Annotated in this window: 23 protein-coding genes; 10 read left to right on the top strand and 13 right to left on the bottom strand. The window is 72.0% G+C overall.

The window, feature by feature from the left end; genetic code table 11:
* Positions 1–23: 23 nt before the first annotated feature.
* Positions 24–191: a hypothetical protein gene (locus ACZ5SK_RS34480; RefSeq protein WP_231976239.1), complete on the bottom strand. Its 168-nt coding sequence runs from the start codon at positions 189–191 to the stop codon at positions 24–26.
* Positions 192–458: 267 nt separating this feature from the next.
* On the opposite strand from ACZ5SK_RS34480, the gene ACZ5SK_RS34475 reads away from it, so the two are divergent.
* Together ACZ5SK_RS34475 and ACZ5SK_RS34470 are read left to right on the top strand one after the other, a co-directional pair.
* Positions 459–1,154, top strand: coding sequence for a type 1 glutamine amidotransferase domain-containing protein (locus tag ACZ5SK_RS34475; protein ID WP_334582339.1), 696 nt, complete (start codon positions 459–461; stop codon positions 1,152–1,154).
* Between the two features lie 112 nt (positions 1,155–1,266).
* Positions 1,267–1,707, top strand: a complete 441-nt coding sequence (locus ACZ5SK_RS34470; RefSeq protein WP_319676904.1) for an SPW repeat protein — start codon at positions 1,267–1,269, stop codon at positions 1,705–1,707.
* Between the two features lie 81 nt (positions 1,708–1,788).
* Here the strand turns inward: ACZ5SK_RS34470 and ACZ5SK_RS34465 are convergent, their stop codons facing one another.
* Together ACZ5SK_RS34465 and ACZ5SK_RS34460 are read right to left on the bottom strand one after the other, a co-directional pair.
* Complete coding sequence (locus ACZ5SK_RS34465; protein WP_334582340.1) at positions 1,789–2,556, bottom strand: ArsR/SmtB family transcription factor; 768 nt, start codon at positions 2,554–2,556, stop codon at positions 1,789–1,791.
* Positions 2,557–2,718: 162 nt separating this feature from the next.
* Entirely contained in the window at positions 2,719–4,164 is a 1,446-nt protein-coding gene (locus tag ACZ5SK_RS34460; RefSeq protein WP_334582341.1) for a hydrolase, read from the bottom strand.
* A gap of 275 nt (positions 4,165–4,439) precedes the next feature.
* On the opposite strand from ACZ5SK_RS34460, the gene ACZ5SK_RS34455 reads away from it, so the two are divergent.
* Positions 4,440–4,703 carry a GlsB/YeaQ/YmgE family stress response membrane protein gene (locus ACZ5SK_RS34455; RefSeq protein ID WP_334582342.1) on the top strand — a complete coding sequence of 88 codons (264 nt, stop codon included), beginning with the start codon at positions 4,440–4,442 and terminating at the stop codon, positions 4,701–4,703.
* Between the two features lie 103 nt (positions 4,704–4,806).
* Here the strand turns inward: ACZ5SK_RS34455 and ACZ5SK_RS34450 are convergent, their stop codons facing one another.
* Both ACZ5SK_RS34450 and ACZ5SK_RS34445 read right to left on the bottom strand, forming a co-directional pair.
* The gene (locus ACZ5SK_RS34450; protein ID WP_334582343.1) at positions 4,807–5,583 is read right to left on the bottom strand and encodes a GNAT family N-acetyltransferase; all 777 of its coding nucleotides are present in this window, start codon (positions 5,581–5,583) and stop codon (positions 4,807–4,809) included.
* Between the two features lie 130 nt (positions 5,584–5,713).
* Positions 5,714–6,421: a chaplin gene (locus tag ACZ5SK_RS34445; RefSeq protein WP_334582344.1), complete on the bottom strand. Its 708-nt coding sequence runs from the start codon at positions 6,419–6,421 to the stop codon at positions 5,714–5,716.
* Positions 6,422–6,720: 299 nt separating this feature from the next.
* Between ACZ5SK_RS34445 and ACZ5SK_RS34440 the strand changes: the two genes are divergently transcribed.
* Together ACZ5SK_RS34440 and ACZ5SK_RS34435 are read left to right on the top strand one after the other, a co-directional pair.
* Positions 6,721–8,367 carry an alpha/beta hydrolase gene (locus tag ACZ5SK_RS34440; RefSeq protein WP_334583780.1) on the top strand — a complete coding sequence of 549 codons (1,647 nt, stop codon included), beginning with the start codon at positions 6,721–6,723 and terminating at the stop codon, positions 8,365–8,367.
* Positions 8,368–9,828: a glutamate synthase-related protein gene (locus ACZ5SK_RS34435; RefSeq protein ID WP_468158285.1), complete on the top strand. Its 1,461-nt coding sequence runs from the start codon at positions 8,368–8,370 to the stop codon at positions 9,826–9,828.
* A gap of 47 nt (positions 9,829–9,875) precedes the next feature.
* On the opposite strand, the gene ACZ5SK_RS34430 is transcribed toward ACZ5SK_RS34435, so the two are convergent.
* Complete coding sequence (locus ACZ5SK_RS34430; RefSeq protein ID WP_361706947.1) at positions 9,876–10,667, bottom strand: alpha/beta fold hydrolase; 792 nt, start codon at positions 10,665–10,667, stop codon at positions 9,876–9,878.
* A 138-nt stretch (positions 10,668–10,805) separates the two neighbouring features.
* Between ACZ5SK_RS34430 and ACZ5SK_RS34425 the strand changes: the two genes are divergently transcribed.
* Both ACZ5SK_RS34425 and ACZ5SK_RS34420 read left to right on the top strand, forming a co-directional pair.
* Positions 10,806–11,900, top strand: a complete 1,095-nt coding sequence (locus ACZ5SK_RS34425) for a baeRF3 domain-containing protein (RefSeq protein ID WP_334582347.1) — start codon at positions 10,806–10,808, stop codon at positions 11,898–11,900.
* A gap of 59 nt (positions 11,901–11,959) precedes the next feature.
* Positions 11,960–12,985 (top strand): Gfo/Idh/MocA family protein, encoded by a 1,026-nt coding sequence (locus ACZ5SK_RS34420; protein ID WP_334582348.1) that lies wholly within the window; start codon positions 11,960–11,962, stop codon positions 12,983–12,985.
* A 13-nt stretch (positions 12,986–12,998) separates the two neighbouring features.
* Here the strand turns inward: ACZ5SK_RS34420 and ACZ5SK_RS34415 are convergent, their stop codons facing one another.
* Positions 12,999–13,412 carry an SsgA family sporulation/cell division regulator gene (locus ACZ5SK_RS34415; protein WP_099938109.1) on the bottom strand — a complete coding sequence of 138 codons (414 nt, stop codon included), beginning with the start codon at positions 13,410–13,412 and terminating at the stop codon, positions 12,999–13,001.
* Positions 13,413–13,762: 350 nt separating this feature from the next.
* Here ACZ5SK_RS34415 and ACZ5SK_RS34410 point away from each other — a divergent pair, with 350 nt between their 5' ends.
* Positions 13,763–15,160, top strand: a complete 1,398-nt coding sequence (locus ACZ5SK_RS34410) for a PP2C family protein-serine/threonine phosphatase (protein WP_334582349.1) — start codon at positions 13,763–13,765, stop codon at positions 15,158–15,160.
* A 29-nt stretch (positions 15,161–15,189) separates the two neighbouring features.
* Here ACZ5SK_RS34410 and ACZ5SK_RS34405 read toward each other — a convergent pair whose 3' ends face one another.
* Positions 15,190–16,692, bottom strand: a complete 1,503-nt coding sequence (locus ACZ5SK_RS34405) for a DNA-binding protein NsdB (RefSeq protein ID WP_334582350.1) — start codon at positions 16,690–16,692, stop codon at positions 15,190–15,192.
* Positions 16,693–16,925: 233 nt separating this feature from the next.
* Between ACZ5SK_RS34405 and ACZ5SK_RS34400 the strand changes: the two genes are divergently transcribed.
* Entirely contained in the window at positions 16,926–18,056 is a 1,131-nt protein-coding gene (locus ACZ5SK_RS34400; RefSeq protein WP_334582351.1) for an aminoglycoside phosphotransferase family protein, read from the top strand.
* A gap of 279 nt (positions 18,057–18,335) precedes the next feature.
* Complete coding sequence (locus ACZ5SK_RS34395) at positions 18,336–20,237, top strand: N-acetylmuramoyl-L-alanine amidase (protein WP_334582352.1); 1,902 nt, start codon at positions 18,336–18,338, stop codon at positions 20,235–20,237.
* 4 nt (positions 20,238–20,241) lie between these two features.
* On the opposite strand, the gene ACZ5SK_RS34390 is transcribed toward ACZ5SK_RS34395, so the two are convergent.
* The 5 genes from ACZ5SK_RS34390 to ACZ5SK_RS34370 all read right to left on the bottom strand — a co-directional run bounded on the left by ACZ5SK_RS34390 (position 20,242) and on the right by ACZ5SK_RS34370 (position 24,452).
* Positions 20,242–20,739: a hypothetical protein gene (locus ACZ5SK_RS34390; protein WP_079664566.1), complete on the bottom strand. Its 498-nt coding sequence runs from the start codon at positions 20,737–20,739 to the stop codon at positions 20,242–20,244.
* A 236-nt stretch (positions 20,740–20,975) separates the two neighbouring features.
* On the bottom strand, positions 20,976–21,218 hold the full coding sequence (locus ACZ5SK_RS34385) for a DUF397 domain-containing protein (protein WP_079657699.1): 243 nt from the start codon (positions 21,216–21,218) through the stop codon (positions 20,976–20,978).
* Positions 21,219–21,301: 83 nt separating this feature from the next.
* Positions 21,302–22,468: a thiolase domain-containing protein gene (locus ACZ5SK_RS34380; RefSeq protein WP_361706955.1), complete on the bottom strand. Its 1,167-nt coding sequence runs from the start codon at positions 22,466–22,468 to the stop codon at positions 21,302–21,304.
* Positions 22,465–23,514, bottom strand: coding sequence for a thiolase domain-containing protein (locus ACZ5SK_RS34375; protein WP_334582354.1), 1,050 nt, complete (start codon positions 23,512–23,514; stop codon positions 22,465–22,467). The genes ACZ5SK_RS34380 and ACZ5SK_RS34375 overlap by 4 nt, the downstream gene beginning before the upstream one ends.
* Positions 23,511–24,452: a Zn-ribbon domain-containing OB-fold protein gene (locus ACZ5SK_RS34370; RefSeq protein ID WP_334582355.1), complete on the bottom strand. Its 942-nt coding sequence runs from the start codon at positions 24,450–24,452 to the stop codon at positions 23,511–23,513. The genes ACZ5SK_RS34375 and ACZ5SK_RS34370 overlap by 4 nt, the downstream gene beginning before the upstream one ends.
* Positions 24,453–24,522: the final 70 nt, after the last annotated feature.

Genomic DNA, 24,522 nt, shown 5'->3' with positions numbered 1-24,522 from the left:
GACGGGATCCTGCCGCGGCCCGGTCAGTCCTCGTCGGACGCCGGGACCACGACGAGGAACGCGTCCGACTTCAGGTCCATGACCACGGTCGCGGGCTCTCCCTCCGCCCTCCGACGTGCCGCGTACTCCTCCGCCGGCCACGATCCGCGCGGAGCTCCCGCTGGAAACCGCTCCAACACCTTCGCGCGCATAGCGGCAGACACCTCCATCGGTTGGACACCTGTCGTCGGAAGTGCGCCTGCCCCGGATCGGCGCGATCATGTGCGAAGCCCCGGAGCCCCGCGCCCCGGAAGCGCACCCATCGCCGTCGCGCGGATCTCGGTACATCCGGCGCGCGCCGATGAAGTGGCCCGACCCGACCCCGTGCATCGCGCGGGCTCGGGAGGGCTTAGGTTCGAAGACGCAGTACTTCGTACAACACCCGTACGCCACACCCCTCGCACACCGGGAGCACCCCCATGGCCAAGATCCTCTTCGTGATGACCGGCGCCGACCACTGGACGCTCGCCGACGGCACCCAGCACCCCACCGGCTTCTGGGCCGAGGAGGCCGTCGCGCCCTACGAGACGTTCCGCGCGGCCGGTCACGAGATCGTCGTCGCCACACCCGGCGGTGTCGTCCCCACGGTGGACAAGGGCAGCCTCGCCGCCGAGGTCAACGGCGGGCAGGAGGGCGCCGACCGGATCGCCGCCACGCTTGCCGCCATGACCGAGCTCCAGCAGCCGATCCCCCTGGAGGACGTGGATCTCGGCGACTACGCGGCCGTCTTCTACCCCGGCGGGCACGGCCCGATGGAGGACCTGGCCGTCGACGCTGTCTCCGGCCGCCTTCTGATCGACGCGCTCGCGTCGGGCAGGCCCCTGGGCGTCGTCTGCCACGCCCCGGCCGCGCTCCTGGCCGCCGTGCGGGAGGACGGCGCCAACGCCTTCGCGGGCTACCGGATCGCCGCCTTCACCAACGCCGAGGAGATCCAGGCCGGTTTCGGCGAGAAGGCCAAGTGGCTGCTCCAGGACCGGCTGACCGAGGCGGGCGTGGACGTCGAGGTCGGCGAGCCGTGGGCACCCAAGGTGGTCGTGGACCGCAACCTGGTCACCGGCCAGAACCCGGCCTCCTCGGCCCCGCTCGCCGTCGAACTGCTCAAGAAGCTGGGCTGACGCCTCCGACCACTACACATAAGGGCCAAATAAGGGCAGAATGAACGTGCGCGGCGCTTACCGCACACCGCACCAGACGCGGTCAGGCCAGCCAAGTCAAAGGAGACGAGTCATGGCCAACGTCTCGCCCGGCAGAAGTGACATATCGACCCACCCCGACGTATCCGAGATGCAGGCACGCTACGACCGGATGCTCGGTGGCCGTGATGTGGCGCTCGTCGACGGACCGGTGTTCCTGCTCGGTCTGTACTGCGCCGTATCCCCGTGGATACTCCACTACACCGCCAGCCAGCCGGCACTCGTGACCCACAACCTGATCGTCGGCATCGCGATCGGCCTGCTGGCCCTCGGATTCACCGCGGCTCCCGCCCGCATGTACGGCCTGAGCTGGGCCATGTGCGCGCTGGGCGTGTGGATGATCATCGCACCGTGGGTCGTCGGCGACAGCCCGGACGCCGGTGTCGCAGTGAACAACATCATCATCGGCGCTCTGGCAGTGATCCTGGGGGCGATGTGCGCCTTCACGGCGGCGAGGAGCGCCCCGAAGCCGTAGAGCCCACAACCCTGAACCCCAGACCAGGAAGGCGGCCCGGCCGGCCCGCACCCCGCGGGCCGGCCGGGCCGCGTTCGCCGTTCAGTGGCCGGGCACCGACCACGGCTCCTGCGGCAGCGTCCTGCCGGTCTCCAGGAGCGACTTGAGGTTGGACAGCACCGCCGGCCAGCCGCCCGAGACGTCGGCGAGCTCACCCTCGTCGTTGAGGTCCTCGTGGGTGACGGTGAGGCGGACGATGTCCGCGTGCGGCCGGATGTCGAAGGTGACCCGCGAATGCCGGTCCGCTCGCCCCTCCTCGTCGGGCGAGGCCCAGGTGGTGACCAGCCGCGTCGGACGCTCGCTCTCGACGACCGTGCCGACGACGTCCGCGATCCCGGTGCCGTCCGTGCGCCGGTGTTCCCAGCGGGAGCCCGGCTGCCAGTCCGAGACGTTGCTGTGCCCCCAGTAGGCCGCGGTCAGGTCGGCGTCGGTGAGCGCGTCCCAGACCTTCTCCGGGGTGCTGGCGATGTAGGTGACATAGACGAAGGTGGGCTTGTCGGTCATGGCTTCCTCGGCTCGTCGTTTGACGTCGGAGAGCACGCGCAGCCGCGGGCGCTCGAACCTGTCGATCCACCGCTCCTGGATCTCGTGGAGCGGAACCGGATTGAGGTAGTGCAGCTTCTCCCGCCCCCGCCGCACCGTGGCGACCAGGTGGGCGGCCTCCAGGACGGCCAGGTGCTGCGTCACGGACTGGCGGGTCATGTCGATGTGCTCGCACAGCTCGCCGAGCGTCTGGCCGCTGTGTTCGCGCAGCCGGTCCAGGAGCCGCCTGCGCGTGTCGTCGGCCAGCGCCTTGAAGACCTTGTCCATGCCCGGGTCCGTCCCCGGGTCCTCTCCTGATCGCACACTCCACGTTATGCAGGCAATTGCCTGCATGTCAATCGCCCGCCCCGCCCGCCCCTCGGACGACGAGCGGGCGCCCCGCAGGACTCCTGCGGGGCGCCCGGACCGGCGTGACACCGGGTGACGAGGTCAGGTGACGTTGAGCGCGGTGTCGTCGATGACGAACGACGTCTGGAGCTTGGAGCCCTCCGTGCCGGTGAACCTGAGCGTGACCGTCTGCCCTGCGTAGGCGCTCAGGCTGAAGCTGCGCTGGGTGTAGCCGGCGGCCGCGTTGAGGTTGGAGTACGTGGCCAGGGTGCCCAGGACCGTGCCGGAGCTGTTGAGGACCTGCACCTGCAGCGTGTCGTAGGCGGTGCTGGTGGTGGTCTCCGCGGTGTCGATGTGCAGGTAGAAACCGAGAGTCGCCGAGCAGCCGGACGGGATGGCCACCGACTGGGAGAGGGTCTCGGTCCCGGCGGTGCCGTTGCCGCCCAGCCAGGCGTAGTACGAGCCCGTACGGGCGGACTCGCCGGTGGAGTTGGTGATGACGCCGCCGGAGGCGCTCCAGGTGGTGGCGCCGGACTCGAAGCCGGTGTTGCCGAGCAACTGGGTGTCGGCGCAGTCGGTGCCGCCGCCTCCGCCCCCGCCCCCACTGCCGCTCGCCCCGGAGAGCCACTCGGTGGCGTTCAGCGCGAGGGCGGCGTTGGTGGCGCCGGTGTCGTTCCAGCCGTCGTAGAGGGTGTTGCCGGACTGACCGGTGCCGTCGTCGATGGGCGAGCTGTCGCCCCAGAAGGCGACGCGGCCGCTGCCGAAGGTGCTGGTGGCGAAGAAGGCGCCGGTGTTCCCGGAGTAACCGCTGCGGTACAGCAGGCCCTTGACCGAGGAGTTGTCGGCGGGCTTGAGGGTGGCCGTGGTGCCGGAGGCGATCAGGCTCTTGGTGACGGTGCCGAAGGAGCCGTGCAGGACGGGGTCGGTGCTGTCGCTGATCGCGGCCGGGTAGCCGGAGCTGATGGAGAGGGAGTCGATGGAGAAGCCGAACGGGTCGGTGGAGTCGACGCTGTTGTTGGTCATCAGGTCGTTGAGGATCTCGACCGCGTCCTCACCGTCGTTGTTGCGGTCGGCGCCGGTGTGGTCGGAGATCATGAACAGACCGCCGCCGTTCTTCACGAAGGTCATGATCGCCGTCTTCTCTGCGGCGGTGAACAGCGTGTTGGGCTCCGGCAGGACCAGGGTGTCGAAGTTCGACAGGTCGTTGGCCGACGAGCCGCCGTAGGTGAGGGCGCTCGTGGCGGTCCTCAGGCTGTAGTCGCCGGTCTTCTGCAGGGCGACGCCCCACGACGACAGCGCGCCGGTCCAGTCGGTCTCCGAGGACGGGGAGGAGTCCTGGGAGAGCGGGTCGGGCTTGCTGGTCGAGATGATCCAGTCGGCGTTGCCCGCCTCCTCCGCGTGGCCGTCGTCGAACAGGACGCGGTGGGGGGTGGCCGCCGCGGCGGGCGTGGCGCTGGTGCCGAGCTGAAGGGCGGCTCCGGTGACGAGCAGCCCGAGGCCGGCCAGGAAGGCGGTGACGTTGCGGCGGGATCTCTGTGATCCGAGCATCCGGCGAACCTCCGTGGGATGGGGGGACACGAGGCGGGTGCGGGCGCCAAATCTGCGCGCGTAGACCCCGCATCGAAGGGTTCTACACGCGTTGAACGATTGAAAGGTACATGGCATGACTGGGCGGTGAACATCAAACCCGGGCAATGACGCGAGCAAGAAACGTCAACGCTCAAGGGCTTCACTCCGAGCGCCGCCAAGCGGAACGGACTGCCCCACCGTGCAGCGGGCACAAGCACTGCATCGGGGTCCCACTCAGAAGCGGAGGGGCGGAGATGGAGATCAGCGGCATCATCAGTGCCATCTTCATCGGCATCATCATCGGCGTACTGGGACGGCTCGTCGTCCCGGGCCGCCAACGCATCGGCGTGCTGTGGACGATCGCCGTCGGCATCGTGGCCGCGCTGATCGGTTCGGCGCTCGCCACGGGGCTCGGCGTGGACGACACCAAGGGCGTCGACTGGATCGAGTGGCTCATCCAGATCGGCCTCGCCGCGTTCGGCGTGGCGGCACTGGACCGGGCGAAGGCGCGGCGCTGACGGAAGGGGCGACGCCTACGGAGACGACACCTGTTCCGCGTCTCCAGCGGCGTCGGCCCTGCTGCTTCCCTACCGCCCGCTGCTTCCCTACCGCCCCACCGGCCTACCGCGCGTACACGTAGGGCGTCGTCGTGCTCAGTGGCGCGAAGCCGAGGCGCTGGAGGATGGGGCGGCTCTGGTCGGAGGCGTCGACCTGGAGGTAGCGGTAGCCGCGGTCGGCGGCGATGCGGGCGCGGTGGGCGATCAGCGCGCGGTAGATGCCGCGACCCCGCCAGGCCTCGACGGTGCCGCCGCCCCAGAGGCCCGCGAAGCTCGTGCCGGGAATGAGCTCCATCCGCGCCGAGCTCACCGGCACGTCCCCGGCCATGGCGAGGAGGGCGACGATCGCGTCCGGGTCGGCGGCGAGGCGGGCGCGCATGAGGTCTCGCAGCCAGGAGCCGTCGCGGCCGAAGGCCCGCTCGTTCGCCTCGACCATGAGCTCGACGCCCGCCCGGTCGGTGACGGCTTCGATGCGGACGCCCTCGGGCGGTTCGACGTCGACGAGCTGGCCGCTCGTCTCGCCGATCATCAGGGTCTCCGTGGGATCGGCCGAGAATCCGGCCGCCGTGAGCCGCCACCCGAGGTCGGCCGGACGGTCGTGCTCGTACAGCTTCCACTCGAACTCGTGGCCGAGCCGACGGAAGTGGGCGATCTGTTCCGCGATCGCCGCGTCGGCGCCGGCGGAGTCCAGGTCCGACCAGAGGACCCCGCTCCAGCCGCCCTCGCCGCCGATGTGCCGGACCACGCCCCCGGCCCGTTCGACGCGGGCGTCGCAGGTCTCGGGGCGCGCGCCTTCGCGCATCTCCCGGTCGTACAGGGCAAGTACCGCGGCATGATCCATACGCCCACTCCAGCATCCCGGCGCGCCCCTCACAACGGAATAAGACGCCGTGGTGCGGACGGGGCGGTGGGGCGCGGCCGCAGGCCCCCTGCTCGGCGGGGGCCTGCGGACCTGCCGGCGCGGGAGGCGCTCAGCGTTCCCTGCGTGGGCGGAACCTCCGGTAGAGGACCGCTCCGCCGAGCAGCATCGCAGTGCTGCCGGCGAGGGCGGGCAGGGTGGCGTCGGCTCCGGTGCGGGCCAGTGAGGACACGGCCTCGGGCGCCGCGGCCTGCGGGGCGAGGGCGGGGGGCTGCGGGACGGGGACGTGCCTCGGGCCCGGATGCTGGGGCTCGGAGGGCGGGTTGTGCCGGATCGGCGGCTGCGGCCCTGGCCCGTCGGGCTCGACGGGCTCGACGGGCTCGACGGGCTGCGCGGGTTCCTCGCTGGAGGCGTTGACGGACTCGTTGCCGAACGCCGGGTTCGCGATGCCGACGACGTTGACGCTGTTGCCGCTTGCGTTCACCGGGAGGCGGACCGGCAACTGGACCCCGTTGCCGGAGACGACGCCCGGGGAGTCCTTCGTACCGCCGTTGGCGGCGGCGCCGCCGTCCGAGGTCGCGCCGGACGTGCCGGGAGCGGCGGCCCCGCCCTTGTTGACGCAGGTGTTGCCCGCGGCGGGGTTCAGCACGCCCACCACGTTCGCCGTGTTCCCGCACAGGTTCACCGGGAGGTTCACCGGCAACTGCACACCGTTGCCGGAGATCAGCCCGGGCGAGCCGGCCATGGAGCCGTTCGCCGTGGAGTCGGCGTGTGCGGGCAGTGTCACAGCCATCGCGCCGGAGACTGCGGCGACGGCCATCACACCGGTTCGGGTAACCCGTCTCATGGGGTCCCTGCCTTCCAGACATGAATCGCGGGCACTCGCCCGCACCCCGTAGAACGGCGCCGAACCATCCGGGTTATGCCGAAACACCCTTTCACCCCATCGGGTGCCACCTTCGTCGAACTGATGACAAACCGCCGTACGGGTCCGCCGCAGGGGCGCCGGCGGGGCTGCCGGGCGGTGGGCCGGCCGCCCGCAGGCGCGTCGTCCTCGGGCCGCTTATCGTGATCGAGGGCGCCGTTCCCGGACCGCTGCGGGCGTCCCTGGAGGCACTGATGCTGGCCAAGCTGCCGAGGCGGCCCGGGCTGCGACACTGCGCGCTCGCCGCGACCGCCGCACTGACCCTGCTGGGCGCGGGCCTGCCGACGGCCACCCCGAGCCGGAGCGACGACGGCGACGACCGTCCCGACCTGGCCCGGTTCTACGGCCAGAAGGTCACCTGGTCGGCGTGCGAGGGCGAAGGCATGCCGAACGACCTGCAGTGCGCCAAGCTGACCGTCCCCCTCGACTACGCCCGCCCCGGGGCCGGCGCGCTCGACCTCGCGCTCGCCCGTTACCGGGCCACGGGCAAGAAGCGCGGCTCGGTGGTGCTCAACTTCGGCGGCCCCGGCGGCGCGGGCGTCCCCGAACTCGCCTACAGCGGCAAGGATTTCATGGATCTGACCGACGGCTACGACGTGGTCACCTTCGACCCCCGGGGCGTCGGCCGCTCCTCCCCCGTGAGCTGCGGGGACGGCCAGGACAGCGCGCTGAACTCCCTGGACGAGGACTCGGCGCCCGCCGATCCACGGGCCCTCCTCGCCCGGTTGAAACAGACCGCCGCCGTCTGCGCGAAGCACTCCGGTCCGGTGCTGCCGCACATCGGCACGGTCGACGCGGCGCAGGACCTGGACGTGCTGCGCCGGGCGCTTGGCGACAAGAAGCTCAACTACCTCGGCTTCTCCTACGGCACCCGGCTCGGCTCGGTCTACGCCGCCCGGTTCCCCGACCGGGTGGGCCGGTTCGTCCTCGACGGCGTCGACACGCTGACCGAACCGCTGACGGAGCAGGGGATCGCGGGCGCCCGGGGGCAGCAGGTGGCCCTGGACGACTTCGTCGGCTGGTGCGTGAAGGACATCGCCTGCCCGTTCGGGCAGGATGCGCGGCTGGCCCGCGAGGAGGTCGTCCGGCTCGTGCGCTCGCTCGACGAGGATCCGGTGCCGACGGACTTCGGCGACGACTTCTCCGGCCAGGACCTGGTCGGCGCTCTCGGGCAGGGGCTGTACAGCAGGCAGCTGTGGCCGTTGCTGGAGCGGGCGCTGGCCCAGCTCGTCGAGAGCGGGGACGCCAGCGGGGTCATGGGGTTCGTGACCGGCGGTTTCGCCTTCCCGCTGCCACTGCCCGTGCCGCTCCGGCTGCCCTCCCCGCTCCGGGCTCCGGGCAGCCGCGTCGCGCCCTCTCCCGCGCCGCTCGTCGACGAGGACGACGTCCCCCTCGACAACCTGCCGGCGGCGCTGATGGCGATCAACTGCGCGGACGACCCGGACCGGGCCACCGCCGAGCAGTTCACCGAGGACCTCGGACGACTGCGCGCCGCCTACGACGAGGCGTCACCGGTGTTCGGGCAGTACCGCCTCACCGAGGTCCTGATGTGCTACGGCCGCCCCAAGGGCACCGACTACATCCGCGAGAAGGTGAAGGACCTCAGCACCCCGAAGATGCTTCTGGTGGGCACGCGCGGCGACCCCGCGACGCCGTACCGATGGACCGTGGAGACCGCGCAGCGGCTCGGGTCCTCGGCCGTGGTGCTCGACAACAAGGGCGAGGGCCACACCGGTTACGGCTCGTCCAAGTGCGTGCACCGCAAGGTCGACGACTTCCTGCTGTACGGCTCCCTGCCGCCCGATGGCAGCTCCTGCGGGCCCGACGAGGACGACGACTGAGTGCGCCGGTTCCTGCCGCTGCTGCTCGTCGCCCTCGTCGCCGCCGGGACGACGCTCGCCGCCGCCACCCTGTCTGTCCGCTGGTGGCTCGCGGCCGGGCCCGCGCTGGCGCTGACCTGCCTGGGCGGCCGGGACCTGCTGCAACGGCGCCGCACCGTACTGCGCAACCACCCGCTGGTCGGCCGGCTGCGCCGTCCGGGAGAGCAGGCGCCACCGGGCGGCGCCCGGCCGGACGGGCAGGAGTTCCTGGTGCCGTCGCTGTGGCCGGTCGAGGCGGCCGAGGAGGCGCCGGTGGTGCGGGTGGGCGGGCCCGACTGCGCCCAGCCGTACGACATGGCGCTGCTCAACGTGTCCGCGATGAGTTTCGGGGCCCTGTCGTCGCACGCGGTCCTCGCCCTCAACCGGGGTGCGGCACTGGGCCGTTTCGCGCAGGACACCGGGGAGGGCGGGCTGTCGGAGTACCACCTGCGCGGCGGCGGCGACCTCATCTGGGAGATCGGGACGGGGTACTTCGGCTGCCGCAGCATCGACGGCGGTTTCGACGTACGGGAGTTCGCGGACAAGGCGGCGCTGCCCGAGGTGAAGTGCGTCTCGCTGAAGCTGTCCCAGGGGGCGGCGCCGGGCGGCGGCGGGGTACTGCCGGGGGTGAAGGTGAGCGCCGAGATCGCTCGGGAGCGCAAGGCGCCGGTGGGTGAGCCGGTGGTGTCGCCGCCCTGCCACCGGGTGTTCTCGACGCCCCGGGAACTGGTGCTGTTCCTGGCCCGGCTGCGGGAGTCGGCGGGCGGCAAGCCGGTCGGGTTCAAGCTGTGCGTGGGGGCGCGGCGGGAGTTCCTCGCGGTGTGCAGGGCGATGGTGGCGGAGGGGGTGGCCCCCGACTTCGTCGTGGTGGACGGGTCGGAAGGCGGCACGGGGGCCGCGCCGACGGGGTTCGCGGGACGCCTCGGCATGCCGCTCACCGAGGGCTTGATCACCGTGCACAACGCGCTGGTCGGCGTCGGGCTGCGCGGCCGGGTCCGGATCGGGGCGAGCGGCCGGGTGGCCACCGGCTTCGACATCGTCAGGCGCCTGGTCCAGGGCGCCGACTACACCAACGCGGCCCGCGCGATGATGCTCGCCGTCGGCTGCGTCCGGGCCGGGCGCTGCCACACCGGCGCCTGTCCGGCCGGCGTCGCCACACAGGACCCGCTACGAACACGGTCCCTGAACGTGGCCGCGCAGGCCGAGCAGGTCCGGCGCTATCAGCGGGAGACGGTGCGCGAGGCCGTCTCGGTCATGGCGGCGATGGGAGTTCGCGAGCCGCGCGGCCTCACCCCCGCCCACCTGGTCCGGCGAGCGGGCCCCGGCACGGTGCGTTCGTACGCGGAGTTGTACGAGTGGCTCGCGCCGGGAGAACTGCTCGCCGGGCCCCCGCAGTCGTGGGCGGCGGACTGGAAGGCGGCCGACCCGGACAGCTTCCGGTAGCGCCGACGGCCAGGGGGATGGATCAGAAGCGTGGGCGACACTCGTGATCAATGCACCTGGGCGGGCCTGACGCTCACGAAGGCGTCGATCGCCGCGGTCAGTTCGGCCGGCTTCTCGACGGGGAGTTCATGACCGGCGTCGAGGATGCGGACGACGGCGTCCGGATAGGCCTTGGCCATCCGCAGCATCTGCCGCACCGGGAGCTGGATGTCGTGGTAGCCGTGGATCATCAGCGTGGGGGCCTGGATCTCCCCGACCCGGTCCAGGACGTCGAAGGCCCGCATGGCGCCGTACAGCGTCATGACGACCTCGCGCGGGATGTCCGCGGATGCCTTGACGTATGCGCGGATCTCGTCGCGGGGGTAGCCGGGGGCGAAGGCGCGCTGGATGTTGGCGGCGACGAACAGTCTGAAGGGGACGAGGGTGGAGGCCCCCATCAGCAGGCCGCGGCCCCGGCTGTACGTCATGCGGCCGATGGAGTTCACCAGCACCATGCGCTCCACGCGCCGGGGGTGGGAGAGCGCGACGGTCTGCGAGATCATCCCGCCCATCGAGTGGCCGACGAGCACGAACCGCTCGATCTCCAGGTGGTCGAGGAGAGCGAGGAGGTCCTTCGCCAGTTCCGCGACGGTCTTGACGCCCGCCCCGCTGCTCTCGCCGTGGCCACGCAGGTCGAAGCGGATCACCCGGCGCTTCTGGGCGAAGTGCGCCACCTGGTGGTCCCAGCGGTGCCGGTTGGCCGTCCAGCCGTGCACGAACACCAGGGGCACGCCGTCGCCGTCGCGCGGGCCCTCGTCGTCGTACGTCAGTGCTGCGCCGTCGACTTCGAGCTGCGGCATGGGTGCCTCCTGCGGTGCGGTCCCGGTTACTGACGCGTACGGTAACGGGCCGCCGGGTCCGCCGTCACCGTCGTCCGCCGTCGGCCCTGGGGGAAACCGGGAAATGCCCGACGGACGATTCGGACCTATCGTGCTGTTATGGAGAACGCACTCAGCCCCGCGACCCTCTCCGAACTGCGCCGCCCGCGGCCCTATCCCGCGGTGTCCGTGCTGACGCCGACCCACCGCCGGGAACCCGAGAACACCCAGGACCGGGTCCGGTTGCGCAATGTCGTGGCCGAGGCGAAGAAGCAGCTGGAGACCGACCCGGCGGTCACCCGGGAGCGGCGCGCCGACGTCGCCGACCAGCTCGACCGGGCCCTCGCCGAGGTCGACCTGGCGCACACCGAGGACGGCCTGGTCATCTACGCTGCGCCGGGCGAGCACCAGGTGTGGTCCCTGGCCCGCGCCGTCCCCGAGCGCGTCGTGCTCTCCGACACCTTCCTGACCCGCAACCTCGTCTCCGCGCAGGCCGCCGAACGGCCCTTCTGGGTGCTGTCGGTCTCCGCCGACCGCGTGACGCTGTGGAACGGCGGCGCCGACCGGGTCACCGAGGAGCACACCGGCGGCTTCCCGCTCATCAGGAACCGGGAGAACTTCGACGCGGAGCGCCAGGAGCGGATCGGCGACCTGCCCAGCACCTTCCGCGACGAGGACACCCGTCACTTCCTGCGCGAAGCCGACACCGCCGTGGGCAGGCTGCTGCGCGAGGAGCCACGGCCGTTGTACGTGACCGGCGAGCAGGCGGCGCTGTCCTGCATCGACGAGGTGGGCGGAGTCACCCGGGAGGCGGTGCACGTCCAGCACGGCGGACTGTCCCACGGCACGCCCGACGCCGTCTGGCAGGCGGTGCGCCCGCTGCACGACGCGGAGGCGCGCCGGGACACCGCGGCGCTGGCCAGGGTGCTCGACTCCGCCCGCGGCCACCGCATGTTCGCGGCCGGCGTCGACGAGCTCTGGCAGAACGCCCGGGAGGGCCGGGTGCGGCTGCTGGCCGTCGAGGAGAACTACCAGGTGACGGTGCGCGACGACGGCGCCCATCTGGTCCCGGCCGAGAGCGGCGACCTGGACGCCCGCGAGGACATCGTGGACGAGATCGTCGAACAGTGCCTGGAGACGGGCGCCGACGTGCGCTTCGTACCGGACGGCGCGCTGGGCGACGCCGCCGGGATCGCGGCCGTACTGCGCTACTGAACCGCTCCCCTCCCCCGCGTACGCTACGGCGTGATCGTCGACCGGGAGGGAGAGCGCTCGTGGGTGACCTGCTGGGCGTGGCCGTACTGGGTGCCGGGCACATGGGCGCCGACCACATACGCCGCCTCGATCGGGTGGTGAGCGGAGCGAGGGTCGCCGCGGTGGCCGATCCCGACGCCTCACGGGCGAAGGAGGCCGCGGCCGGGATCGAGGGGGCGACGGTCCACACGGAGGCGGCGGCCGCGCTCGACGCTACCGGGGTGGAGGCCGTGCTGATCGCCTCGCCGGGTCCCGCGCACGAGGAGGCACTGCTCGAGGCCTTCGCCCGCGGGCTTCCGGTGCTGTGCGAGAAGCCGATGGCGCCGGATTCCGCCGGGGCGCTGCGGGTGCTGGAGGCGGAGGCCGGGCTGGGGCGGCGGCTGGCACAGATCGGGTTCATGCGGCGCTACGACGCCGAGTACCGCAGGCTCAAGGCCCTGCTGGACGAGGGGCGGCTCGGGCGGCCGCTGATGCTGCACTGCGTCCACCGCAACGTCTCCTCGCCGCCCGACTTCACCAGTGCGATGCTGATCGACAGTTCGGTGTCGCACGAGATCGACGCGGCCCGCTGGCTGCTGGGACAGGAGCTGACCTCGGTCACCGTGCTGCGCCCGCGGCCTTCGTCCGGCGCCCCGCCGGGCCTGCTCGACCCCCAGTTCGTGGTCTTCGAGACCGCGCAGGGCGCGCTGGTCGACGTGGAGGTCTTCGTCAACTGCGGCTTCGGGTACCAGGTGCGCTGCGAGGCCGTGTGCGAGGCGGGCAGCGCACGCGTCGGCGACGACCACGGGATGCTCGTCACCACGCGGGGCGCCGCCGGTGCGGACGTGCCCCAGGACTACCTCGTGCGGTTCGCGGACGCCTACGACCGCGAGGTGCAGGCATGGGTCGACGCCACCCGGCGGGGCCGGGTCACGGGGCCGACCGCCTGGGACGGCTACGCGGCCTCCGTCGTCGCCGAGGCCGGGGTCCGGGCGCTGGAGGTCGGCGCGCGCGTCCCCGTCGAACTCGCCCCGCGCCCCGGCCTGTACGCCGGGGGCGGTCGCTGAGACGGGGCGCGGCTCAGACGTTGCCGAGCAGGGCCTGCAGGCCCTGGTCGACCGCGGCGTCGACGTCCTCCTGGCCTGCCGCGACCACGGCGTAGCTGCGCAGCAGGAAACGGCGCAGGGCGCCGGTGTCGAACTGCAGCAGGGCCAGGCCGAGCGGGGAGTGGAACTCCATCACCGTACGGGCCCGCCCGCAGGGCCAGATGTGCACATCACCGCTGCCCGCCGGACCGCTCACGCCCTGCTCCAGCAGGGCCCGGCCGAAGGTCCAGGTGACCGCCTCGCCCGCCAGCGACACCTCCGGCGGGAAGTCGACGTGCACCGCGAACGGGTCGGTGGAGTCGTAGCGGAGCGTGGCGGGCACGGGCAGCTCCTGGTCCTCCGCGGTGATCAAGCGGGCGCGGACGGGTTGTTCAAGAGTGATGTCCATGCATGTACGACCTCGCAGAGGCCCTTCGCATTACGGGAAAGCGGTCTCCAATTCTTGTGACCTGCATCACAGGAACCGCACCCTGGCACATCAGGCCGACGAACATGCGTCCGACAGTCATCCCGACCCCCTCACCCGTCCCTCAAGTCACGTACGTCACCTACGACTTGACCCCTCCGCACGACGCGTCAACCGCATCCCTCCACCCCACCGCGAAGACTCTGGCATATGCCAGAAGCACCACCGAATCGTGTGTTGCCAAATCCCTTACACGCCGTCGCAGGCTGTGCAACAGTCGTAACGGCCCCTGTGCCAGCTTTCGTCGTACCGTTTCCGCATCGGAGTGCTTCATGCCGTCCCATGTCTCTGCGGACCGCTCAGCCGCCCAGCCGCCAGGGCGTGGCTCGGTCGACGCGCTGATCACGCAGACACGACGGCTCAAGGGCGACATGGACGCCGTACGGCAGGACACACAGGGCGACGCGGCGGACCCGCAGGGGCGCTGGCAGCGCGCGCTCTACGACCTGGCGCTGCACCAACTCAACGACCTGGACGCGCACTTGGCCCAGCTGCGGGACGGCCCGCCGCCGGTGCCGGCCGCCGAGCCCGGGTCCGCCGCACCGACGCTCTCCCGGCGCGCGGCACTGCTCAGCCGGGTCGGCAGCGCCGAGTGGAACCTGCTGACGGACGACGCCGTCTGGTCCGAGGAGCTCTACCGGATCCTCGGCCGCGACCTCACCGCTCCCCCGCTCACCCTCGACGAACTGCCCTCGCTCGTCCTTGAGGAGGACCGGCCCAAACTCACCGCGATGGTCACGGACTGTCTGGTCGACGCCAGGCCCATCGACGGGGAGTTCCGCGTCGTCCGCCCGGGCGGCGAGGTCCGGACCGTGCACATGATGGGCGAACCCGTGCTCGACGGCGAGGGCGCCACCGCCTCGATGTGGGCCGTCCTGAGGGACGTCAGCGAACTGCGCCGCAGCCAGCGGGCGGTGCGTGAGAGCCGTGAGTCGCTCCAGCAGCAGCGACACCGCGCCCAGACCGAGCATCGGCTCGCGGTCGAACTGCAGGAGGCCGTGCTGCCACCGTGGCGTGACTCCCTGCGCCTTGCGAGCCAGGGCCCCCGCTCCCTCGACATCGCCGCCCACTACGTGCCCGCCGCGACGACCTCGCTCATCGGCGGCGACTGGTACGACGCGCTCGAACTCTCCGACGGCCAGACGCTACTCGGCGTCGGCGATCTCACCGGACACGGCCCGGCCGTCGCCTCGAACACGGCGATGCTGCTCGGCGCCCTGCGCGGCATGGCCATGGCGGGCACCGAGCCGGCCCAACTGATGTCCTGGCTCAACCAGTTACTGGACGCCACCGACCAGCCGGCCCTGGGCAGCGCCGTCTGCTGCCGCTACCGCCCGGACACCCGCACCCTGATGTGGGCCCAGGCCGGACACCCCGCCCCGCTGCTGTTCCGCGACGGGACGGGGCGCCGGCTCACCTCGCCGGAGGGCGTCCTCCTCGGAGCCACCTCACGCGCCGCCTACGGGCAGGCCGAGGCGACCCTCGAAGAAGGCGACCTGCTCGTGCTGCACACCGACGGACTGGCCCCCGCCGCCCGTCTCCTCGACCTCGCCCCCCGCCTGGACGGGACGCGCACCGCACACGACTGCGTACGGCTGATCGTGGAGGAGTGCGGTGGGACCGCGCGCGTGGACGACGCCTGTGTACTCGTCGCCCGCGTCACCCGGTGACAGAAGGTTCGTGTTCTACACCGACTCGCTCACGCCTGGGCGCTGTTGCCGCCCCTGCCCCCTTTCTGCCTCGGCAGCGCCAGCCTGATCTCCTCGCGCAGTTCGCTGATGCCCGGGTAGTTGGCGTACTGCGCGGTGAGCCGGTACATCTGGCTCAGCCGGTCCCAGGTGCGCCGTGAGGAGTTCGACCCCATCGACACCAGTGCCAACCGCGCGAACCGGTCGGCCTGTTCGGGGTCGTCGGCGATGAAGCAGGCGGAGGCCATGGACAGATGGTCGAAGATCTTCGACCGCTCCCGCCCGTCGACGCGCAGCGCCAGCGCCTTCTCCGCGTAGTACTGGGCGTGCACGGCCGCCTGCGGCTCGAACTCGGCCAGCGTGCGGTAGGCCAGGGCCTGCATGCCGTACAGGTCCTCGTCCTTGAAGGTCTGCATCCAGGGCGGCGGAGTGACGTCGCCCTTGTCGGCGACGAAGAGGTCCTCCGCCCGGCCGAGGGTGCGGCGCATGGCCTGGCCCTTGCCCATGGACGCCTGCGCCCAGGCCTCGATGGTGTGGAACATCGCCCGGGTGCGCGGCAGTACGTTGTCACCGGCGCCGGACTGGGCGAGTTTCATCAGGTCGAGGGCCTCGTCGGGTCGGCCGAGGTGGACCATCTGACGGGCCGCCCGGGAGAGCGCCTCGCCGGCCCGTGGCCGGTCGCCGCCCTCCCGCGCGGCATGCGCGGCGATGACGAAGTACTTCTGGGCCGTGGGCTCCAGGCCGACGTCGTGCGACATCCAGCCCGCGAGGACGGCGAGGTTGGCCGCGACCCCCCACAGACGCCGCTGGAGATGGGAGGGGTGATGGTAGGCGAGGATGCCGCCGACCTCGTTGAGCTGGCCCACGACGGCCTTGCGTTGCAGGCCGCCCCCGCGGGCCGCGTCCCAGGCCCGGAACACTTCGACCGAGCGTTCCAGTTCGTCGACCTCCTCCGTTCCGATGGGGGCGGCCTCGTAGCGGTCGAAGCCGGCGGGGTCGGCATGGTGGAGGAGGGGGTGGTCGATGACGGGAGCGTCGGCGGAGAGGGTCGGGTCGGTGTGCAGCCATTCGTACATGGCGCTGCTGAGTGCGGATCCCGTCGTGAGCGCGACACCTGCGCTCACCAAGCCGCGTCGGTTGAGCATGAGGTCCATTCCCGTGAATTCGGTGAGGACCGCAGCAGTCCGTCCGGGCGCCCACGGCACACCGTCGGGATGTTCCACTCTCCCGCCGCCGGGCCGTTTCCCTGGACGCCCGTGCCGGACCAGACCGAGGTCCTCGATGGTCACGACACGGCCGAGACGCTCGGTGAACAGAGCCGCCAGCACCCGCGGCACCGGATCGCGCGGGATCTCTCCCATGTCGATCCACCGCCGCACCCGGGAGGTGTCGGTCGACAGCTGGGGGTGGCCCATGGCCGCCGCCTGCCGGTTGACCAGCCTCGCGAGTTCACCCTTGGACCAGCCGGCCAGGCCGAACAGATCCGAGAGACGGGTGTTGGGTTGTCCGCTCACGTCAAGCCCCCAGGTTCTCGGCTGAGTTGACAGTAGCCCCGGGAAAGTTGCCGGGGGACTATTCGCCAGGGTTTCGCCAGGGTTCGCCACATGGTGTGCCAGTGGGCCACGGGTGTCAGGTAGGAAAGCGCCACCCCGACCCGGTCGCCGAGGGACATTCCCCAGGGTGCACCCGAAAGGACCGGTCGGGGCAGCGCTTTGACGTCCGGCACACGAAGGGATCTGTTTCGCCCATGTACGCAGCATCGTCCTCCGTGTCCGCCCCGCCCCGGTCGCTGCACCCCCGCCCGGGCGGCGGCGGCCCCTACCTCGATCCCGCGCGGTCGGCGGCGCCCGCGCTCGGCGCGGGTCTGACCCGGCGCCCCGCGGGGCTCGGCACGCAACCGCTCAGCGGGAGACTCGACTTGTCCGGTCCCCAGGGCGCACAGCTGCGCACGGCGATCGCGTCGGTGCACCGCATCTGCCCGGAGTTCGCCCCGGTCCAGGTGCTGCGCCGCAGCGGACGCTCGGTGCTCCTGGTCGGTACGACAGGGCGCAGTACGGCCGTCGCCAAGTGTTTACTGGACCACTCCCCCGTGTGGGCGGAGCGGATCCGGCACGAAATAGCCGCGTACCGCACGTTCGTCCGGCAGCGCCCCCCGGTGCGGGTGCCGAGACTGATCGCGGCGGACCCGGACAACTGCACGCTGGTGATCGAGCGGATGCCGGGGCGTGTGGCGGCACTGCAGCGGCATCCCACCGAGGCCCCGCCGCGGGCGGACATCAGGGCGGCACTCGGCGCGATCTGCCGGCTGAACGCCTGGCGGCCGCCGGCGGGGACGTTCGACGCGCCGCTCGACTACGCGGCCCGTATCTCCCGCTACCACGAGCTGGGTCTGCTGACCGACCGGGACCTCGGCGACCTGCAGAAGCTGCTGCACGGCATCGCGGCGACCGCGGGCCGGCAGGGCATGGGTCAGTTCTGCCACGGCGATGCCCTCCTGTCGAACATCCTTCTCTCACCGGCCGGTCCAGTGCTGGTGGACTGGGAGCACGCGGGCTGGTATCTGCCGGGCTACGACCTGGCGACGCTGTGGTCGGCGCTGGGTGACGCACCGGTGGCGCGCCGCCAGATCAGCCAGATCGCCCAGTCGGCGGGCCCGGCCTCACGGGACGCCTTCCTGGTGAACCTGATGCTGGTCCTGACCCGCGAGATCCGCACCTACGAGACAGCCGTGCAGCGTTCGATGCACGACACGGCCCCGGCCGCGGCCCACCCGGGCGCCGCGCCGTCCGGCGAGGAACAGCGCCTGCTGCTGCGGCGGCTGCACGACGACTGCCAGCTGGCCCGCCGGGCCGTACGCGCGGCGGTCGGCACTCGCTGAGGGAACAGAGGTCCGCGGTGCGCCTGAACGGCGGCGCACCGCGGACCTCTGCATGTCGGGGACTTCCATGTCATCGCCAGCGGTGTCTTGACGAGGGAAATCGCCCACTTATGAGCATGATTGACGGGTTGTCGGACAATCGATGACACAGGGCCCTCGTTCGGCCCCCGTGCCCCCGTGTGCCCCGCACACCCCGCCCGCTCGTCCCAGGAGGCCGCATTGCGAAAACCCGTCACTCCCCCCGGACCCCCCAGACGTACCCGTAGAGCCGCAGGCGCCATGGCGTCGGCGGCTCTGCTGCTCCCGCTGCTCGGTGCGGCGCCCGCCACCGCCCAGTCCTCGGCGAACAGCCTCCAGCGGGCCTTCGCCGCCGCTGCCGCCGAGTACCACGTGCCGACGAGCGTGCTGCTGGGCGTCTCCTACCTCCAGTCCCGCTGGGACACGCACGGCGGAGCGCCGAGCGTGACCGGCGGCTACGGCCCGATGCACCTCACCGACGCGCGTACGGCGCTCGCGAGGGACCCGCACCACAGCGACGGCACGGAGGACGCCCGCGGCGACTCCGCCCGCCCGGCCCTGCACCCGTCGTCCGTGCGGATCCCGTCGAACGACGAGCTCCCGGCCCGGCTGCAGACCCTGCCGAAAGCGGCGGAGCTGACCGGCCTGAGCGCCGAGGACCTGCGCACGGACCCCGCGGCCAACATCGCGGGCGGTGCCGCGCTCCTGGCCGCCGCCCAGCGCGGCCTGGGCGAGCCTCTCAGCGGCGACCCGGCCGACTGGTACGGCGCGGTGGCGCGCTTCTCGGGCGCGGACGACACCGCCACGGCCGCCGCCTACGCCGACGACGTCTACGACGTGCTGCGCACCGGCGCCGAGCGCCTGACGGACGCGGGCCGGCCGGTCGCCCTGGCCGCGCAGCCGGACCTGGCCCCGCGGACGGCCCAGCTGCGGGAGACGGGCCTGCGCACGGTGTCCGCGGCGGGCACCGAGTGCCCGCCGACGGTGTCCTGCGAGTGGATCCCGGCGCCCTACGAGCAGTTCGGCGACAACGACTACGGCAACCACGACGTCGGCGACCGGCCCGCCTCACCGGGCATCAAGTACATCGTCGTCCACGACACCGAGGGCGGCTGGGAAGGGGTGCTGGACCTGGTCCAGGACCCCACCTACGTGTCCTGGAACTACTCGCTGCGCTCCACCGACGGCCATGTCGCCCAGCATGTGAAGGCGAAGGACGTGGCCTGGCACGCGGGCAACTGGTACATCAACGCCAAGTCGATCGGCCTGGAGCACGAGGGGTTCCTCGCCCTCCCGGACTCCTGGTACACGGAGGCGATGTACCGGTCGTCGGCGCGGCTGGTGAAGTACCTGGCGGCGAAGTACGCCATCCCGCTGGACCGGCAGCACATCCTGGGTCACGACAATGTGCCGGGCCCGACCTCCGCGTCCGTCTCCGGGATGCACACCGACCCGGGCCCGTACTGGGACTGGCGGCACTACTTCGAGCTGCTCGGCCGGCCCTTCGCGGCGACGGCCCGCGCGGGCAGCGGCGGCCTGGTGACGATCCGGCCGGACTACGCCGCCAACCAGCCGGTGTACACGGACTGCGCCGCCGAGGGTCAGACGTGCGCCGTGCACGGTTCCAGCGAGGTGCGGCTGTACTCCGACCACGACGAGAAGTCCGCCCTGATCAAGGACGTCGGCCAGGGCAGGGTCCCGACGACGGGCGTGAACGACGTCTCTTCGCGGGTGTCCACCGGCCAGCAGTACGCGGTCGCCGGCCAGTGGGGTGACTGGACGGCGATCTGGTACCTGGGCCAGAAGGCCTGGTTCAGGAACCCGGCGGATCAGCCGACGGCCGTGCCCGCGGCGGGCCTGGTGGTCACCCCCAAGGACGGCCGCGACAGCGTGCCGCTGTACGGCCGCGCCTACCCGGAGGCGTCGGCCTACCCTGCGGGCGTCCCGGCCCAGGCGGTCTCACCGCTGCCCTACACACTGCCGAAGGGCCAGAAGTACGTGGCCGGGGACAGGGTGCCGGGCGAGTACTACTACGCGGTCACCTTCTCCACCGGCTCGCACCGGACGGTCGTCGGTGACGATCAGTACTACGAGATCCAGTACGGCCACCGGGTGGCGTTCGTGCGAGCCGCGGACGTGAAGCTGATGCCGTCGACCTCCTAGGGCGTCAGCCCTGCTGGAACAGCTCCGCCGGGAGCGGTTTCAGCAGGGCGTACAGGTCGTCGGTGATGGGGCGGTCCCAGGCGGCGATGGTCACCAGGACGTTGTCGCTGCGGTCGAACTGCACGCAGGCGATCCGCCCCTCGGAGAGCTTCAGACGGCGCACGATGAGCAGGTTGTCGCCCTGCATCACCGGCATGTCCTCGGTGCCGACGACGGTCACCTCCTCGTCGTTCTCCAGCGCGAGCAGCAGCTGGGCGACCTCGAAGGGGACCTCGCCCTCCGCGACCTCGCGGGCCGGGGAGCCCTCGGGCAGATTGCCGATGATCATCGCGGGGCCGCGGCCGCCGAAGAGGTCGTAACGCAGGAAGACGCCCTGGCAGCTGCCGTCGGGGGCGGGCAGCAGCCCGGCGCCCAGATTGCCGGGCCAGTCGCCCGGATCCATGGCCAGTACGTCGAAGTCGGGCCCGGCGGGAGTGGCACTGCGGCGGCGGAGGAACGACATGCGGCCATGGTACGTGGCCACCGCCCTTCGGTGGCGCGTGGGAGGGCCGCGGTTCGCCGTTCGGGTGCAGGTCGTCGGCGGCGGGACGCTCACGCCTCGCGGGCCGAGCGCCGGACGGCCCGGCCGCAGGCACGCTCACGGCCGGGCGCTCGGCGTCCAGGACACACCGGCTGTGCTCGCAACCCACCTGCGGCCGGCTCGGGAACGGGCGACGGTCCGGTTGCGAGGCCGCGGTGTCAGGTCAGGTCGAACTCCCCCTCCCGCGCCCCCGACACGAACGCGCCCCATTCGGCGGGCGTGAAGATCAGGGAAGGGCTCTGGGGGCGGCCACTGTTGCGCATCGCGATGAAACCCTCGACGAAGGCGATCTGGACATCCCCCCGACCCTGGCTGCTGGACTGCCACTCGGCGTTGCTGAGGTCCAGCTCCGGCTTGTCCCAGCCCGTGAGCGGCTGCTGCTGGATGGTGCTCTCGGCCACGTCCGTGCTCCTCCCGGTTTCGTCGTCCGCGGGTCAGCCTAGCGATCGGTCCCGGACGCGGACAGAGCACATGAGGGGGACTTTCAGGACTCCGGGGCCGTCGCTCCCACGAGCCACATGGAGAAGAACTGCGAGCCGCCGCCATAGGCGTGTCCGAGCACCCTGCGGGCCCGCTCCACCTGGTGTTCCCCGGCCTGTCCGCGCACCTGGAGCGCCGCCTCGGCGAAGCGGATCATGCCGGAGGCGCCGATGGGGTTGGTGGACAGGACGCCCCCCGACATGTTGACGGGCAGGTCGCCGTCGAGCTCCGTGACCCCGGCCTCGGTGAGCTTCCAGCCCTCGCCCTCGTCGGCGAAGCCGAGGTTCTCCAGCCACATGGGCTCGTACCAGGAGAACGGGACGTACATCTCGACGGCGTCGATGTCGCGGCGCGGGTCGCTGACGCCGGCCTGCCGGTAGACGTCGGCGGCGCAGTCCTGACCGGCCCGCGGCGACACGGCGTCCTTGCCGGCGAAGAGAGTCGGCTCGCTGCGCATCGCGCCGCCGAGCATCCAGGCGGGCGGCCGGGGGGCGCGGGCGGCTCCGGCCCGGCCGGTGAGGATCATCGCGCAGGCGCCGTCGGAGGAGGGGCAGGTCTCCGAGTAGCGGATCGGGTCCCAGAGCATGGGCGAGGCCTGGACCTTCTCCAGCGTGATGTCGTGTTCGTGGAGGTGGGCGTAGGGGTTCTTGAGCGCGTTGCGCCGGTCCTTGTACGCCACGAGCGAGCCGACGGTGTCGGGAGCGCCGCTGCGCCGCATGTAGGCGCGCACGTGCGGCGCGAAGAAGCCGCCGGCCCCGGCGAGCAGGGGCTGCTGGAAGGGGATCGGCAGGGACAGGCCCCACATGGCGTTGGACTCGGACTGCTTTTCGAAGGCGAGGGTCAGCACGGTGCCGTGGACGCGGGACGCCACGAGGTTCGCGGCGACGAGTGCGGTGGAGCCGCCGACGGAGCCGGCCGTGTGCACCCGCAGCATCGGCTTGCCGACCGCGCCGAGCGCGTCGGCGAGGTACAGCTCGGGCATCATGACGCCCTCGAAGAAGTCGGGGGCCTTGCCGATGACGACGGCGTCGATGTCGGCCCACGTCAACTCGGCGTCCACCAGGGCGCGCCCGGCGGCCTCCCGGACCAGTCCGGCGATCGAGACGTCCCGTCGGGCCGCGACATGCTTGGTCTGGCCGATCCCGACGACGGCCACGGGCTCCTTGCTCATCGCGGTTCCCCTTCGAGTACGGCGACCAGGTTCTGCTGGAGACACGGGCCGGAGGTGGCGTGGGCGAGGGCGCGGTCGGACTCGCCGCGGTGGATGCGGGAGGCGGCCTCGCCGATGCGGATGAGGCCGGCGGCCATCATCGGGTTGGCGGCGAGGGCGCCGCCGGACAGGTTCACCCGCACGCTGTCGTCCAGCCGCAGGGCTTTGCGCAGGACGACCTCCTGGGCGCTGAACGGCGCGTGCAACTCGGCGGTGTCGACGGGCCGTTCGAAGGCACCGGCCTTCTCGGCCGCGAGGCGGGCGGAGGGCGAGTCGGTCAGGTCGCGTACGCCGAGGGCGTGGGCCTCGATGCGGTGGTCGATGCCTCTGATCCAGGCGGGCCGGGAGCACAGCTCGCGGGCCCGTTCGCCTGCCGCGAGGATCACGGCGGCGGCCCCGTCGCCGACGGGCGGGCAGTCGCCGGTGCGCAGCGGCCGTACGAGGTAGTCCCCCTGGGGTACCGAACCCCGCAGCTGGGCCCGGGAGTTGAGGGTCGCGACCCGTCGGCTGCGGGCCCCGATCGCGGCGAGGGCGCTCTCGTCGGTGTCGCCCGCGTCGATCAGGGCCTGGGCCTGGAGCGCGGCGAGGGCGACGGAGTCGGGCCACAGCGGGGCGACGTAGTACGGGTCCAGCTGGCGGGTGATGACGTCGCGCACGGAGCCGGGCGAGGACTTGCCGTAGGAGTAGACGAGTGCGGTGTCCGCGTCGCCGGTGAGCAGTTTCGTCCAGGCCTCGTACAGCGCCCATGCGCCGTCCATCTCGACATGGGACTCGGAGATGGGCGGCCAGGCGCCGACGCCGTCGAGGGCGAGGGTGAAGGAGAAGGCGCGGCCGGCGAGGTAGTCGCTGGAGCCGGAGCAGGTGAAGCCGATGTCGGCGGTCTTCAGGCCGGTCCGGTCGAGGACGCTGTGCAGGACCGGCATGAGCATCTCGACCTCGGAGAGCTCGTCGGTGGTGCGCAGGACGTCGGTCTGCGCGAAGGCGACGACGGCGATGTCCCTGGTCACAGCAGCTCCTTGTACTGGTCGTAGTCCGCGTCGGGTTCGCCGGTCGGCCGGTAGTGGTCCGGGTAGCGGCCGCCCTGCGTCCACACGGGTTCGACTCTGAGTCCCATCCGCACCTGGTCGTAGGGGATGCCGCCGATCCGGCCGTGCAGCGCGAGGTCGGCGCCGTCGAGGGCGATGTGGGCGTAGACGTAGGGGACTTCGATGTCGAGGTTCTTCGCTTTGATGTTGACGATGCAGAAGGTGGTGACGGTGCCGCCGGGACCCACCTCCACCTGTTCCGCCGTGGGGACCCCGCAGGTGGGGCAGGCGCCCCGGGGCGGCACGTACACCTTGCGGCAGGACGGGCAGCGTTCGCCGACGGTCCTGCGGTCGGCGAGGGCGTTGATGTAGGCGGTCTGGGCCCGGCCGGGCGAGTAGGTGTAGTCGAGCCGGGCGGGGGCGACGATGCCGCGCACCGCGTCCTCGAACTCACCGGTCGCGCCCGTGAGTTCGGCCGGCCCGCCGTCGTACGGCTCGAAGCAGGCGATGTCGGTGATGGCGCCGGTGCGCTCCTCGGCCCAGCGGATCCGCACGCGCATCCCAGTGTGGACGGCGTCGGGGCCGGCGGCGTCGAGGGCGTGCAGGAGTGCGGTGTCGGCGCCGTCGAGGCGGACGAGCACCCAGGCGAAGGGGGTGGTGAGGGGCTGGCCGCGGCGGGGGGCGTGGTTCCAGGCCCAGGTGGTGACCGTGCCGGTGGGGGCGACCTCCACGAGGTCGTGGATCTCCTCGGCGGTGACGGGGTCGTACTCGACGGGTGGCACGAGGACGCGGCCGTCGGCAGTGCGCACGCCGAGGGCGACGCGCTCGCGCAGGCCGGTGAGAAAGGCGCTCTGGACGGGCCCGACGGACCGCGTGAACGGAAACTCGACGACGAGCGGAGCTTTGAGGACTTCGGGCATCGAGGGCTGCCTCCTTGGGAAGCCGGGGTCAGCTGGAGCGCCCACCAGGGGCGCGGGGCGGGTGACGCAT

The organism is Streptomyces sp. NPDC031474 (assembly GCF_055581185.1).
The sequence above is the reverse complement of the archived record's forward strand: the minus strand, read 5'-3'. Positions and strand labels throughout refer to the sequence as shown.